This is a genomic window from bacterium, assembly GCA_035691305.1.
GTDB lineage: Bacteria > Sysuimicrobiota > Sysuimicrobiia > Sysuimicrobiales > Segetimicrobiaceae > DASSJF01.
The window spans coordinates 1-14400 of record DASSJF010000026.1 but is presented as its reverse complement, the minus strand read 5'-3'; the positions used below and the strand labels follow the sequence as shown (position 1 = coordinate 14400).

Here is a 14400-nt window from a genome sequence, read left to right as displayed (position 1 = left end):
CCGCACCATAAATGGCCACCTTCGGATGATTTGGCAGGATTTCCTGCGGGTACGGCAGAACGCCCCGATATGGACCCGTTGCGCACGCTTTTGGTCGGCCTCGGGGCCCGCGGGCGCGTCTGGGCGCGCCTCCTCGACGAAGAGCCCCGCGTCAACGTCGTAGGCTACGTCGACCGGTCGGACGAGCGGCTTGCTCGCATGCAAGAGACCGGGCCGGCGGCCGGCGGCTGGTTTACGTCGCTCGCCGCCGCGCTCGGGGCCCTGCGCCCCGACCTCGTGGTGCTCGCGACGCCGCCGATGGACCGATTCGAAGACGCGTGTACCATTTTCGACCACGGCGCCCATCTCCTCTCGGAAAAGCCGCTCGCCGTTGACATCGCCGAGGCGATCCGCATCGTCGAGGCCGCCGAGGGTGCCGGCCGGACGCTGACGGTCGCGGTGAATTTCCGTTACCAGCACTGCGTCGCCAGAGCGCGGGAGATTTTCCGCGGAGGGGAGATCGGCGCCCCCGAGTTCGCCCGCTACGTCTACTGGCGGAATCGTGACGGCTACCGGCCGGGTTTGAACCGCTATCCGCTGACGATGCTTCACCCTATGCTGTACGAACAGACCATTCATCACCTCGACACGATGCGCTTCGTCTACGACGCCGAACTCGAACGGGTCTCATGCCGGTGCCACAATCCCACGTGGAGCATGTACCGGCACGACGCCACGGTGTCCGCGGTGTTTGAGTTCGCAGGCGGGATCTTCGTCACGTACATCGGCACGTGGTCGGCGCAGACAAAGATGACCACATTCGAGTGGCGGACGGACTGCGGGAACGGCGCGCTGGTCCAGCGCGAGATGTTCGCGGATCTGCACATCGCCCGCGGCCGGGACGCGGAACGGACGGCGCCGATCGAGCTGCCGTATCAGCAGCCGCTCGTCGACGACGCGCGGCTGCTCCTCGCGCACGTGGCGGCGCAGCTGCAAGAGGGCGTCGCCCGGCCTCATCCGTCGGGCGCGGATCACCTCCGGACCCTCGGCGCGATCGCGGCGTGCGAAGAGTCACACCGGACCGGCCGGGCCGTCGTTATGGAAGAGTTCTACGCGCGCCACGATGTGCCGGCGGCGCGCCCCATCACGTGAAGGGAGGAAGCGGCGTGGCGCGAGTGGTGTTGAGGGGAGGACATGTGCTGGACGTCCGGCGGGGGGCGCGGGTTCCCGCCGACGTGCTGGTGGACGGCAACCGGATCGCGCGCATCGCGGCGGCCGGCGAATTGGGCGCGTCCCCGGGGGCCGCGGCGCTCAACGTCGAGGGCCAGACGATCCTGCCCGGATTCTCCAATAACCACGTGCACGTGGGATGGAGCGGCAGGGGGTGGGACGGCGGCCCGACGGGGATCCTGCGGGACGAGTCGCTGAACGACTCCGACGGCATCAACGGAATCAAGGCCGCCGCAAATCTGCGCAAGTCGCTCCGCGTGGGGCTGACGGCGCTCCGCGACGTCGGTATGCGTGTGAGCGCCGTCGACGCCAAAGAAGCGCTGCGGCGCGGGCTGCTCAAAGGGCCGCGGCTCTTCATCGCCGGCAAGGCCATCATGTGCACGGGCGGTCACACCTGGTGGTGCGGCCGCGAAGCCGACGGCATCGACGGCATCCGGGCGGCCGTTCGCGAACAGGTGAAGCTCGGCGCCGACCACATCAAGGTCATCGCCAACGAACGGACGCCGCAGTACTCGGTCGACGAACTGCGCGCGGCGGCGGACGAAGCGCACCGGCTCGGACGCCGCATTACGGCCCACGCCTCGATTCGCGAGGCCATCGCGAACGTCGTCGCGGCCGGGTTCGATTCAATCGAACACGGCGGTCCGGTGGACGACGACGTGCTCGCGCGGATTGTGGAGCGCCGGATGTTTGTGGTGCCGACGTTTTCACCCCGGGTCCTGCAGACCGAGCGCGGCCCGGCGAGGGGGATGCCCGCGGAGGTCGCCGCGGCGCGCAAAAAGCAGGCCGAGCAGGCTCCGCCGGGCGCGTTTCTGCGGCGCATGCGCGAAGCGGGCGTCAAATTCGCCTTCGGCACGGATGCGGGGAGCCCGTGCGTCCCGCACGACGAGATCATGGGCGAGATGGAGGCGCTGCTCCGGTACGAGGCCGTTGACTCACCGCTCGACGTGATCCAGATGCTGACCGTCAACAGCGCCGAGCTGCGCGGTGACGCCGACCGGCTCGGCACCGTGGAGGAAGGGAAGCTCGCGGACCTCGTGACGGTGAACGGCGATCCGTTGACCGACGTCCGCGTCCTCGGCGCGGTGCGCCACGTGTTCGTAGACGGCGCCCATCTGGTCGACAACGGAGAGCTCCGGGATTGGTACGATTGGTGAGCGGCCCATGACCGCGTCCGAGAAATTCGTCGGCATCCAGATCAGCCCCGTCAGCTTCGTCGACGAAGGCGTCGGGCCGCTGCTCGACACGTTGAAAGAACGGTTCGGCATCAACGTCCTGCTGATCGGCACGATCTCGTGGCTCGGGTTGAAAGTCGGGCGCCGGATCTCGTGGAAGCTGGACGGCTGGCCCGACCACGGCGCCCGCGACGCGCAGCCCCTTCGCGGCGGATCCTACATCGCCGACCATCCGCAGTATTATCGCAACACGTTCATCACGGGCTTCCGCGCGCAGGATGAGGCGCTGAACGGCGTCGACGTGCTGGAGACGGTCATTCCGGAAGCCCGGCGGCGGGGCATGCGGGTGTACCCGGAGGTCATGGAACCGCTGTTCAACTACGAAGGCCACGGCGCGGCGAACGTCGTCGCCGTGCCGAACCTCCCCCAGACGCTCGAGGTCGACGCGTTCAATCGCGTCGGCGCGGCCCCGTGCATCAACCATCCGGATTACCGCACTTGGTGGCACTCAATTGTCGAAGACTATTGCCGCAGCTACGATATCGACGGCGTGATGTGGTGCAACGAGCGTCGCAGCCCGCTCGACGCGTTGATCGGCGGCGCCGCGCCGCACTGCTTCTGCGAGCATTGCCGCCGTCTGGCGGCGGCCCGGGGGGTCGACGCCGAGGCGGCGCGGCTCGCCTACCGCACGGCCTACGACGTCTTTCAGACCGCGCGGTCAGGCGGCGAACTGTCCGACGGCGCCTTCGTGGAGTTCCTGCGCGTCCTGTACTACCATCCGGAACTGTTGGTCTGGGAGCGGTTCTGGGTCGAACGGAACAAGGACATGGACCGGGAACTGTACGGCGTCGTGAAGTGGTGCAGGGGCTCGTTGAAATTCGGCCTCAACGTGTGGAACCGCAACCACCTGAACCCCCTGCGCAAGGCCCAGTGGCCGTGGGAGGAAATGACCGGGTGGAGCGACTGGGTCAAGCCGATCACCTACCAGCACCAGGCCGGCGGCGTGTACGTGAAGGAGATGACGGACTGGCACCGCTCCATTCTACGGGACGTCACGCCGCAGCAAATGACACCGATCATGTACCGGTTTCTCGGCATCGATGAGGCGCCGTGGGACGAGGTCGTGCAGACCGGCTTTGACCCCGACACGTACGTGTACGGGCAATGCCTGGCGACGGTGCGCGCCGTCAAGGGGAAGGTGGACGTCTATATGGGCATCGGTGTCGACGCGCCGCGCACGCGTGAGGATCAAGCCCGGTGTACGCCCGACATCGTGCGCCGCAGTGTCCTGGCGACGTACCGCGCGGGAGGCAAGGGCGTGGTGTTTTCTCCCAACTACGCCGGGATGGACCTCTCCACTTTGGACGGAGCCGCGAAGGCTCTCGCGGAACTGGGTCTACTGGAGTCGAGGAAATGAGACGGACGGATGGGGGTGCCGATGTGAAGGACACGAGACTCGGGACGTTCTCGCGACGCACGCTGTTGGGCGGAGCGGCGGGGGCCGCGCTCGGGGGCGCCGCGCTGGCCGGGTGGAGCCGGGAGGCGTCCGCGCAAGGACGCTCCGACGCGACGGTCACATGGGGTGAGGACCAGGACTATGCCACCCTCGATCCCCGCGTCACTCAGTCGCGCCACGAGGCGCAGGCGATCATGCAGATGTTCGAGAGCCTGCTCTTCCTCGATACGGACGGCAAGTTCTATCCGTGGCTGGCCCAGCGGTGGGAGTACTCGAAAGACGGCAAGAGTATCACGTTCTCGCTGCGGCACGATGTCAAGTTCCACGACGGGACGCCGTTCAACGCCGAGGCCGTCAAGTTTACCTTTGACACGATCATGGACCCGAAGCTGGGGTCGCAGGGCGCGATTGACTTTCTGGGGCCGTACAAGTCCACGGACGTGCTCGACCCGTACACGGTCCGGGTGAACTGGACGGAGCCGTTCGCGGCCGCGCTCACAAATCTGAGCAACCCGTGGCTGCTCAGTATCGTGTCGCCGGCCGCGGTGCGAAAATTGGGCAACGACGGTTTCGCGCGCAATCCGGTGGGGACGGGGCCGTTCAAGTTCGTCGAATGGGTGCCGCGCGTACGCGTCGTGATGGAGCGAAACGACGCCTATAACTGGGCGCCGGGTCCGTTCAAGCGGCAGGGGCCGAGTGCCCTCAGGCGCGTGGTCGTCCGCATCATTCCCGACAACTCCACCCGGGTCGCCGCGCTCGACAAGGGCGAGATCGACGTATGTGACCAGGTCCCGCCGATCGAAGTGAAGCGTTTCCAGGGCAGCCAGGGGTTCGACATGATGATCGGCGACGTGTCCGGCATCCCGCTGGCGCACCTCATCAACACACAGCTGGAGCCGACCAACGACCTGCGCGTGCGGCAGGCCTACATGTATGCGATCAACCGGCCGCAGGTCGCGCAGCAGGTCTTTTTCGGCGTGGCCAAGCCGGCGTACGGGCCGATCACGCCGACGACCCCGGGCTACTGGCCGGGCGTCGAAAAGATGTTTGCCTACGACCCGGCCAAGGCGCGGCAGCTGCTGGACGAGGCGGGCTGGACGATGGGACCGGGCGGCGTGCGCACGAAGAACGGCCGGCCGCTCGAGATCCACTTCATCACGCTGCTCGAACCCGACCTCGAGGTGGCCGTTCAGGCGGCCGTCAAAGATGTCGGCATCAAGCTCAACGTGGAACGGGTGACCAAGGCGCGGCAGGACGAGATGGTCATGCACGGCCAGTACAATATCGGCGAAATCCGGTGGGTGGCCGTCGACCCCAGCGTCCTCGACATCCCTCTCTTTTCCCGAAACATCCCGGCGCCCGGCAAGTTCAAGTTCAACTGGTCGCGGTTCGGCTCGCCCGAGCTGGACCGGCTGCTGCGCGTGGCCGACGGCCAGATCGACTCCAGGCAGCGAGCCAAGACGCTCGCCGATATTCAACGCGTGGTCCTGGACCGCGGGCTCATGTTTCCGGTCCACGTGAGTCCGCAGCCGGTGGGCTTCCGGCGCGCCGTCCGCAATCTCAAGTGGGCGCAAGGCTACTGGCAAGTGCTGTTCTACGGCGCATCTGTAGCCTGAGCGCGCCGTTCGGCGGCGCCTGAGCGTCACGAGGTCGCATGTCGCGGTACATGCTGCGCAAACTGCTGTGGGCCGTGCCCGTCCTCGTGGTCGCCACGACCTGCGCGTTTCTGGTGCTCCACTTGATCCCGGGGGACCCGGTCAATCTGATGCTGTCCGGCCGGCCGGCGTCGGACACCGTCAGGGCAAACCTGCGGGCGAAACTGGGGCTGAACCGGCCGCTGCCGGCGCAGTACGTCTATTTCGTCGTGCACGCGCTCCACGGCGACTTCGGGCAGTCGTTTGCGACCGGCCAGCCCGTTTCCCAGGTCATCGCGCAGCAGTTGCCGGCCAGCCTGCAGCTCGCCGGCGCCGGCCTCGTTGTGGGGATCGGGGGAGGGCTTTTCCTCGGCCTGGTGGCCGGGTTGTATCCGAACACAGCGGTCGACGCGGCCGCGATGTTTGTCGCGCTGGTCGGCATCTCCATGCCCGGGTATTGGACCGCGATGCTGCTGATCTACTTTTTCGGTCTACGGCTCGGATGGGTGCCCATCGTCGGGAGCGGCCTGCCGGTCCTCATCCTGCCGGCGATCGTCTTCGGCTCGTACGCCATCGGCAACTTGGCGCGGTTGGTCCGCTCCAGCATTCTCGACGTGCGCGGCGAGGACTACATCCGGACGGCCCGCGCCAAGGGTCTCCTCGAACGGACCGTCGTGCTGCGCCATGCCCTGCGGAACGCGCTCTTCCCGGTGGTGACCATGATGGGGCTGCTGCTGGGCCTCTTCGTCGGCGGCGGCGTGATTACCGAAACCGTCTTCGCGCGCCAGGGCATCGGCGCGCTGCTGGTCACGTCGATTCTCACCAAGGACTACCCGGTGGTCCAGGCCGTGCTGCTGCTGACGACCGCCGCGTACGTGCTGTCGAACGTGCTCGTCGACGTGTTATACGGCGTGATTGATCCGCGGGTCCGCTTTGGCTAGCAAACCGTTCCCCGCGGCGCGTGCGGCCGGCTCGGGCTCCTGGTCGGAGGGGCTGCGGCGGCGCCTCGTTCGCGCGCGCCGGTATCCGGCGGCCATGCTGGCCGCCGCCCTGCTCGCCGTCCTCGCCCTTGCCGCGGTCTCGGCCTCGGCGCTGAGTCCCTACGACCCCTCGGCGATGATGACGGGGCCCGCGCTCGCGCCGCCCAACGCCGCGCACTGGTTTGGCACGGACCGGTACGGGCGGGACCTCTTGAGCCGCCTCTTGTACGGCTCTCGTATCTCGTTGCCGATCGGTGTGCTGGCCGTATCGTTCTCGGTCGTCTTGGGATCGCTGCTGGGCCTGGCCGCGGGTTTTCTCGGCGGCCGCGTCGATGCCGTGGGATCCGGCGCCATCGACATCCTGCTGGGATTCCCGCCGATCATGCTCGCGTTGCTGATCATCGCGGTGCTCGGCGTCGGCATTCAAAACGTCGTGATCGCGGTCGGGGTCGGCGGCATCCCGCGGTTCGCGCGCATCGTGCGCGGAACGGCGATCGCGATTCGCGAGCACACCTATATCGAGGCCGGGCGCGCCATGGGGGCCGGGGCCGCGCGCCTGATCCGCCGCCACGTGCTCCCAAACGCGCTGCCGCCGATCATCGTGCTGGCGACGCTCTATGTCGGCTCGGCCATTCTCGACACGTCGTCGCTCGGCTTCCTGGGCCTCGGGGTGCAGCCGCCGACGCCCGAGTGGGGGACCATGCTGAGCGAGGGGCGCGAGTTCATGCGCTACGCGCCGTGGCTGATGGTCTTCCCCGGGATGCTGGTCTTTGTCACCGTGGTCGCGATCAATCTCGTGGGCGACTATCTCCGCGCGGTGCTCGATCCGCGCCTGAAGGGCCGGTAGGCCGCCGTGGCGCGCTACGCGATTGCGGGGCTGCGCGACTTTGGGGTGCGCGCGATCGCCGCCGTCGGGGCGGGCGAGGACGAGGCCGCGATTCTCGCCGACTGTTTGATCGACGCCCAACTGCGGACCGCGCCGCTCCAGAACCAGGGTGTCGTGCGCTTTGCGATCTACGCCCGCCGGGTCCGCGCGGGCGGCATCACACCGCGGGCCGCCTTCCGGATGCTCCGGGACCGGCCCGCCGCCGCGCTCGTCGACGGGGGCAACGGGTTCGGCCAGGTGGTGGCCTATCGCGCGATGTCGCTCGCGATGGAAAAAGCGCGCGCCTGCGGAATCGGCGCGGTGGCCGCGCGCAACAGCAATCACTTCGGCACGGCATCGTATTTCGCGCTGATGGCCGCGCGCGCGGGACTCGTCGGCCTGGCGTTCACCAACGCGAGTCCGGAGATGCCGGCGTGGGGCGCCTCGGTCCCGCTCGTCGGCACTAATCCGTGGAGCATCGCGGTGCCGGGGCCCGAGGACCGGCCGGTTGTCCTGGACATCTCGAACGCCGCGTCCGGCAAACGGCTGATCCGCGAGTACGCGGCGGCCGGCCGACCCATTCCGGCCGGCTGGGCGATGGACCGCGACGGCCGTTCGGTGACCGATGCGCGCGCCGCGGTCGACGCGCTGCTCGCGCCGATCGGCGGCTACAAGGGTTACGGCATCGCCGTGATGGTCGATCTGTTGACCGGCGGACTCGCTGGAGGACGGGCCGGTTCGGCGGTCGGCTCGCCGTACGACTTCGGCCGGGCGCAGGGTGTGAGTCACCTACTGGCTGTCATCGACCCCGAGGCCTTTGCCGGGTCGGAGACGCTTCGGGCCGGTGTTGACGCGGTCGCACGCGAAGTGCACGGCGCGCCCCGCCAGCCGGGCGTCGACGCGGTGCGGCTGCCGGGCGATCCCGAGTGGGAACGGCGCGATGCCGCGCTGGCGTGCGGCGCCGAACTGCTCGACGAGACGGTCGAGCGCCTCCGCGCGCTGGGCGACGAGGTGGGCGTGCCGTTTCCGGCACCGCTGCCGTGACGGTCCTGGTGACCGGCGCGACCGGGTTCATCGGGCTGCACGTCGTCAAGGATCTCGCTGAAACGGGCCGATCGGTCCTCGCCCTGGACAAGAACCCGCCGGACCGCCTGGCGGAAAGCTTTCTCCGCGGCGTGCGGGCGAGCGTGCGGTTCCTCCAGGTGGACCTCACCGCGCCGGAAACGCTGAAGGCGGCGGTGCGGGAGCCGGTGGCGGCCATTGTGCACGCCGCCGTCGTTACGTCGACACCTGAGGTCGAGGCTCGAGAGCCGGAACGCGTTGTGGCGGTCAACATCCTCGGCACCGTCCGCATGCTGGAGGTTGCCGCGCGGGTCGGGACGCGCCGGTTTGTCTACATCAGCTCGTCGGGCGTCTACGGGGAGACGGATCCCGCGGACGCGCTGTCCGAGGCCGCGCCCGTTCGCCTCGAGTCGCTGTATACGATGACGAAGTACGCCGGCGAGCAGCTCGTAGCCGAGGCGAACGGACCCCGGCTCGCCGCCGCGACGCTGAGGATCGCGGCGCCCTACGGTCCCACCGAGCGGCCGACCGGAGCGCGGACGGTGATGTCGGCGATCTACGTGCTGGCGCACGCCGCGGTTGAACGACGGACAGTTCGCCTGCGTAGCGCCGACCGTGCCCGCGACTGGACGTATGCCGCCGACATTGCGCGCGCCGCCCGGCTGCTGATCGACGCGCCCTCGCTGGCGCATGGCTGCTACAACGTGTCGTCGGGCGCGGTCGCACCGCTGGCCGAGGTGGCCGAGGCGCTGCGGCGCATCGAGCCCGGCTTTGCATGGCATCCGGCGTCCGACGCCGCGGACGCCGACGGGGCCGCGGCGCAGCGCCGCGGGCCGCTCGACACGTCGAGAATCCGGGCGCTTGGGTTTGCGCCGCGCTACTCCCTCGACGACGGCCTGGGGGAGACCGTTGCCTGGCTTCGCCGGTTCCGCGAGGTGGATACTGACAACTTCGACCGGGGGTGACAGATGAAGAGCGAGTGTGTGATCGGCACGGCGCGCGCCAAGTCCGGCGCGCGGGCCACGGGGGCCATACCGGTCGGCCGGCGTGCCGGCGGTGGACCCATTGAGATTCCGGTGACTGTGGTGAACGGGACCGAGGATGGGCCGCTGCTCTGGCTGGATGGGTCCGTCCACGGCGACGAACCTGAAGGACCGCTGGCCGTCCTGCGGCTGCTGGAACGCCTGGACCCGGCGCGGCTGCGCGGCGCCGTGGTCGGCGTGCCGGTCGTGAACGTGGCTGCTTTCGAGTTCAGTTCGCGCGGGAACCCGGGCGATCTGTTCACCTACGATCTGAACCGCATCTATCCGGGCCGGCCCGACGGACATCTGACGGAGCGCATTGCGTACGCCCACTACACGACGATGACGGAGCACGCCGATTTGGAGGTGGCCGTGCACTCCGGCGGCGCGCATTCGTACTTGGCGTATGCCATGTTCTACTCGCCCACGCCGGCCGGGCTCGAACTGGCAAAGGCGATGGGGCCGCGATGGGACCTGCTGTTGAAGCAGATGAGCGAACGCGGCAGCCCCCAGGCCGCGATGAAGCAGCGCGGCAAAGCGGCGATCACCGTTGAACTCGGCGGTCTTTGCGACACGTTCCCGGGGCGCTTTCAAGCCAACGCGGAGGCGCTGACGGACGGGTTTGCGAACATCCTCCGCCACTACAAGATGATCGACGGTACGCCGGAGTACGCCGGGCGGTGGACCCTCGGGTATCAGAAGACGGTCGTGCTGGCCCCGGCGTCGGGCCTCTGGGTCTCGGAGCCCTCCGTGCTCCGGCAGCGCATCAAAGCGGGCGAGCGGCTCGCCCGGATCTACGGCCTATGGGGTGAGGTGCTGGCGGATGTGCGCGCGCCGTTCGACGGCATCCCGTTCGGGATGCGCACCAATCCGTCGGTGCAGCTGGGGGACTGGTGTGCGTTCTACGGCGTTGTGGAGGAGGAGATCACCGGGTGATCGCCGACCTTGTGATCCGCGGCGGGACGCTCGTCGACACCGAGGGAGTGCGCCGCGGGGCGGTGGCGATCAGCGGCGGCAAGATCGTCGCCGCGGATCGCGACGATGCGATGCCGGCCGCGCGCGAGACGATCGACGCCGCCGGCCGGCACGTGCTGCCCGGCGTGATCGATACACACGTGCACCTGCGCGACCCCGGCCGGCTCGACCGCGAAGACTGGGTCACGGGGACGCAGGCGGCGGCGGCGGGCGGCATCACCACGATCCTGGAGATGCCGATTGCGATCCCGCCCGTCCATACCGCCGCGATTCTGCGCGAGCGGGCCGCGATCGTCGCGCCGCGATCGATCGTGGACTTCGGCTTGTACGCCGGCGCCAACCCGGACAACCTCGACGAGATCGAGGCGCTCGCCGCCGCGGGCGCCGTCGCGTTCAAGACGTTCCGCACGGATCCGGTGCCCGGCCGGGAAAACGAATTTATCGGCATCTGCTGCCCCGACGCGGGTGACATGCTGCGGGTCATGGAGCGTGCCGCTCGGACCGGTCTGTTGCATGTCGTGCACTGCGAGGAGCAGCAGATCATCAACCGCACGGCCGGAGCCGTACGCGCGGCGGGGCGCCGCGACGGGCGCGCGCATGCCTCCGCCCGGCCGCCCGTCGCCGAGACCGCGTCGGTCGCGCAGACCATCGCGATCGCGGCCGCGACGGGCGCGCGGCTCCAGATCGCGCACGTCAGCGCCGCGGACGCGGTCGGCATGGTGGCCGCGGCCAGGGACCGCGGGTTGAAGGTCACGGCGGAGACGTGTCCACACTACCTCATGCTGACCGACGACGCGCTGGCCGCGTGGGGCCCGTACGCCAAGTGCAACCCGCCGCTGCGCGACCGGACGGCGGTGGACCGCTTATGGGACGCGGTCCGCGGCGGGGGGATCGACGTCGTCGGGACCGATCACTCGCCGTTCCTCGCCGCGGAAAAGGGCACCGTGGGCGGCGACATCTGGACGGCGCCGCCCGGACTCCCAGGGCTCGAAGAATTCGTGCCGCTCATGCTGACCGCCGTGCACGAGGAGCGGCTCACGCTGCCGCAGCTCGCGCGGCTGGTCTGCGAGACGCCGGCCCGTCTGTTCGGCCTGTGGCCCCGGAAGGGATCGCTCCGCCCGGGCGCCGATGCGGATGTCACGGTCGTCGACACGCGCGCGGAGTGGGTGCACGACCACACGCGTCTCTATACCAAAGCGCGGGACACCGCGCTCCTCTACGACGGCATGCGGTTTCGAGGGGCGCCGGTCATGACGGTTGTTCGCGGGCACATCGTGATGCGGGACGGGCAGGTCACCGGCGAACCGGGCTGGGGCGAATGGCTTCGGCCCCAATGACGGCGTCCGATTTGCGGATCGTCGAGCGCCGCCTGCTCCGTCGACTGGAGGAGTTGGGGCGGATCGGCCGGGATCCGCGCGGCGGCGTGACGCGGCTGTCTTTTACGGAGGATCATGCCGCGGCGTGCCGGTGCCTTGCGGCCTGGCTGCGGGATGCCGGGCTTGATCCCCGCCTGGACGACGCCGGAAACCTCTTCGGCATGCCGGCGGCCCCGGTCCCTGAGCAGCGGCTGATTTTAGTCGGGTCACATATCGATAGCGTGCCGATGGGCGGGACTCTGGACGGCGCCCTCGGCGTGGTCGCGGCGATCGAAGCCGCGCAAGTTCTGCACGATGCCGGTTTCCGCCTCGCGCACCCGCTGGCGGTCGCCGCGTTTGCCGACGAAGAAGGCAACTCGTTCGGCGTCGGATGCCTGACCTCGCGCGCAGTGGTCGGTCAGTTGGGTCCCGAAGTCCAGGTCGGGCTCCGAGACCGGGACGGCCGCTCGTTTGCGGAGCGGGTCGCCGCGTGGAGCTGCGATCTACCCCGCGGCGCGCCGCCGGCGGCCGCCGCGTACCTCGAGCTGCACATCGAACAGGGGCCGCGGTTGGAGGCGGCGGGCTTGGACGCGGCCGCGGCGACTTCGATCGCGGGCATCAGCCGCACCACCGCCATTTTTGAGGGGGCGGCCAACCACGCCGGGACCACGCCGATGGAATCACGGCGCGACGCGATGTGGGGCGCGAGCGCGTTCGTGCTGGCGCTCCGACGACTCGGGTTTGACGCTGAGGGCGGCGCGGTTGCCACGGCGGGCCGCGTAGACGTCGAGCCCGGAGCGACGAACGTCATTCCTGGCAGGGCCCGCGTCCGAGTGGAGCTGCGAGCGCCCGATTACGACGGGTTGGCCGCGGTTCGCGAAGCGGCCGAAGCCGCCGCCCGCGACGCCGCCTCATGCTACGGTCTCGACCTCCGGCTGGATCCTTGGGATACGATGCCCGCGACCCCGCTCGATCCCGGACTGGTCGGGATCGCTGTGGCGGCGGCTGCGCGGCGCGGCCTGCGGGTGCAACGCATGCCGAGTTGGGCCGGGCACGACGCCAAGATTCTCGCGCCGCACGTCGCCTCGGCGCTCCTCTTCGTGCCAAGCCGAGGCGGCATCAGCCACGCCCCGGACGAGTACACCGAACCGAGGCACCTGGCCGCCGGCGCGCAGCTCCTCTTGGACACGATCCAGGACGCGGATTCCCATCTCTCTACTCGCTTCGCACAATAGGAGGCCGACGATGATCACCGGCATCAAGCATATGGCGATCGCCGTGCGCGACGTCGACGGGGCGCTCAAGCAGTACGAGAATGTGCTCGGCGTGTCGGGCGTGACACGCCACGAATTCGAGAAAGCCCGGTCGAGCGAGGCGCACTTCATGCTCGGGGCTATTCAGTACCAGCTGTGCCGGTCATGGGACGCGGACGGTCGCTTCGCCCGCTATATCGAAGAGCACCACGGCGAGGGCGTGCACCACATCTGCTACACGACCGACGACATCGAGCGCGAACTCGCCGCGGCGGTCGCAAAGGGCGCGGTGCTCAAGCCGTGCGCGGCGTGCAAGGTGACCGGTGCGCACAAGCACTCCGAAGGGTGGGTGGCCTTTCTCTCCGACCGGCTCACCGGTCTCGAGACCGAGTTCATGCAGGTCTACAAGCCCGGCGAGGGACCCGACGCCGGGCCGCGGGCCGTCTAGCGCGTGCGCGTCGGCATCTTGGGCATGGGGACCGCGGGCGCGCGGCATCTTCGCGCGTTCCGCCAGATAGACGGCATCGAACTGCTCGCCGCGGACCCCGACGCCGCCGGGCGTCGCCGCGCGGAGGCCGAAGGCGTGCGCGCGATCGAGAATCTCGACGCGCTGCTCGCACGACGGCCCGACGCGGTGGTGATCGCGGTCCCTCATGCCTCTCTTGCGACCGCCGGGATGCGCGCGCTCGACGCCGGCTGTCATATTCTCATCGAGAAGCCAATGGCCACCACGCGCGGCGACGCGGCCGCGATCGTCGAGCGGGGCCGCCGCGCGAATCTGGCGATTATGGTGTCGTTCGTGCACCGGTTTCGGCCGGAGGTCGCCGCGGCTCGGTCGATGATCGCCGACGGCAAGATCGGCAGGCCCCGGCTCGTCGTCGACACGATGGCGAGCGGCGCGAGCGAGATGCCGGCGTGGGTGTGGGACCGCGGCCAAGCCGGAGGCGGCATGATGTTCTACAACGGCATCCACCAGGTCGACCGCGCGCGTTTTCTCATGGGTGACGACGTCGAGTCCGTCCGCGCCGACGTCCGGACGCTCGGGTACGAAGTCGAGCTCGAGGATACGGTGACCGCGCTGCTCGGCTTTCGGTCCGGCGGCGCCGGCGCCATCGTCCAACACAAGGCCCCCCGCGCCGCGTTCGGCGGCTGGGAGACCCAGGTTTTTGGCTCCGACGGGTCCCTGCACATCCGGACCGGCAAGGAACTGCGCTGGACCGCGGGGGGCGAGGCCGTCACCGTCCCGGGCGAACCCGAAGACCGTTTCCTCGGCGCAGCGAGAGAGTTCGTCGCCGCGGTCCGCGAGGGGCGGACGCCGTCGCCGTCCGGTGAGGACGGCCTGGCGGCGCTCGACGTAGTGCTTCGCATGTATACGGACTCCGAAAACCGCGCCTCCGTCGATCGACGATAGGAG

At 69.2% G+C, this 14400-nt stretch carries 13 protein-coding genes; all 13 read left to right on the top strand.

Annotated elements, in window-relative coordinates; genetic code table 11:
• Positions 1-69 precede the first annotated feature (69 nt).
• Genes VFL28_04240 through VFL28_04180 form a run of 13 tightly spaced genes read left to right on the top strand, consistent with a single transcriptional unit; the run spans position 70 to position 14397 of the window.
• On the top strand, positions 70-1131 hold the full coding sequence (locus VFL28_04240; protein ID HET7263854.1) for a Gfo/Idh/MocA family oxidoreductase: 1062 nt from the start codon (positions 70-72) through the stop codon (positions 1129-1131).
• Between the two features lie 14 nt (positions 1132-1145).
• Positions 1146-2366, top strand: coding sequence for an amidohydrolase family protein (locus VFL28_04235; GenBank protein HET7263853.1), 1221 nt, complete (start codon positions 1146-1148; stop codon positions 2364-2366).
• A gap of 7 nt (positions 2367-2373) precedes the next feature.
• The gene (locus tag VFL28_04230; protein HET7263852.1) at positions 2374-3801 is read left to right on the top strand and encodes a hypothetical protein; all 1428 of its coding nucleotides are present in this window, start codon (positions 2374-2376) and stop codon (positions 3799-3801) included.
• 23 nt (positions 3802-3824) lie between these two features.
• Positions 3825-5456, top strand: a complete 1632-nt coding sequence (locus VFL28_04225; GenBank protein HET7263851.1) for an ABC transporter substrate-binding protein — start codon at positions 3825-3827, stop codon at positions 5454-5456.
• Positions 5457-5494: 38 nt separating this feature from the next.
• Entirely contained in the window at positions 5495-6415 is a 921-nt protein-coding gene (locus VFL28_04220) for an ABC transporter permease (protein ID HET7263850.1), read from the top strand.
• Positions 6408-7301, top strand: coding sequence for an ABC transporter permease (locus VFL28_04215; protein HET7263849.1), 894 nt, complete (start codon positions 6408-6410; stop codon positions 7299-7301). Before VFL28_04220 ends, VFL28_04215 begins: the two co-directional genes overlap by 8 nt.
• Positions 7302-7307: 6 nt before the next feature.
• Entirely contained in the window at positions 7308-8363 is a 1056-nt protein-coding gene (locus VFL28_04210; GenBank protein ID HET7263848.1) for an Ldh family oxidoreductase, read from the top strand.
• Positions 8360-9346: an NAD(P)-dependent oxidoreductase gene (locus tag VFL28_04205; protein HET7263847.1), complete on the top strand. Its 987-nt coding sequence runs from the start codon at positions 8360-8362 to the stop codon at positions 9344-9346. The genes VFL28_04210 and VFL28_04205 overlap by 4 nt, the downstream gene beginning before the upstream one ends.
• Positions 9347-9349: 3 nt before the next feature.
• Positions 9350-10339, top strand: coding sequence for a succinylglutamate desuccinylase/aspartoacylase family protein (locus VFL28_04200; protein HET7263846.1), 990 nt, complete (start codon positions 9350-9352; stop codon positions 10337-10339).
• Complete coding sequence (allB, locus tag VFL28_04195; protein ID HET7263845.1) at positions 10336-11715, top strand: allantoinase AllB; 1380 nt, start codon at positions 10336-10338, stop codon at positions 11713-11715. Before VFL28_04200 ends, allB begins: the two co-directional genes overlap by 4 nt.
• A complete protein-coding gene (locus VFL28_04190) occupies positions 11712-12968 on the top strand; it encodes a M20 family metallo-hydrolase (protein HET7263844.1) in 1257 nt (418 codons plus the stop codon). Before allB ends, VFL28_04190 begins: the two co-directional genes overlap by 4 nt.
• A 10-nt stretch (positions 12969-12978) precedes the next feature.
• Positions 12979-13434: a VOC family protein gene (locus tag VFL28_04185; protein ID HET7263843.1), complete on the top strand. Its 456-nt coding sequence runs from the start codon at positions 12979-12981 to the stop codon at positions 13432-13434.
• A 3-nt stretch (positions 13435-13437) separates the two neighbouring features.
• A complete protein-coding gene (locus VFL28_04180) occupies positions 13438-14397 on the top strand; it encodes a Gfo/Idh/MocA family oxidoreductase (protein ID HET7263842.1) in 960 nt (319 codons plus the stop codon).
• The last annotated feature ends 3 nt before the right edge of the window (positions 14398-14400 follow it).

Bases quoted from the DNA above. Each gene is read 5' to 3' on its own strand.
- VFL28_04220 (HET7263850.1), top strand. From the start codon at position 5,495: ATGTCGCGGTACATGCTGCGCAAACTGCTGTGGGCCGTGCCCGTCCTC.
- VFL28_04185 (HET7263843.1), top strand. From the start codon at position 12,979: ATGATCACCGGCATCAAGCATATGGCGATCGCCGTGCGCGACGTCGAC.
- VFL28_04240 (HET7263854.1), top strand. From the start codon at position 70: ATGGACCCGTTGCGCACGCTTTTGGTCGGCCTCGGGGCCCGCGGGCGC.
- VFL28_04230 (HET7263852.1), top strand. From the start codon at position 2,374: ATGACCGCGTCCGAGAAATTCGTCGGCATCCAGATCAGCCCCGTCAGC.
- VFL28_04200 (HET7263846.1), top strand. From the start codon at position 9,350: ATGAAGAGCGAGTGTGTGATCGGCACGGCGCGCGCCAAGTCCGGCGCG.
- VFL28_04190 (HET7263844.1), top strand. From the start codon at position 11,712: ATGACGGCGTCCGATTTGCGGATCGTCGAGCGCCGCCTGCTCCGTCGA.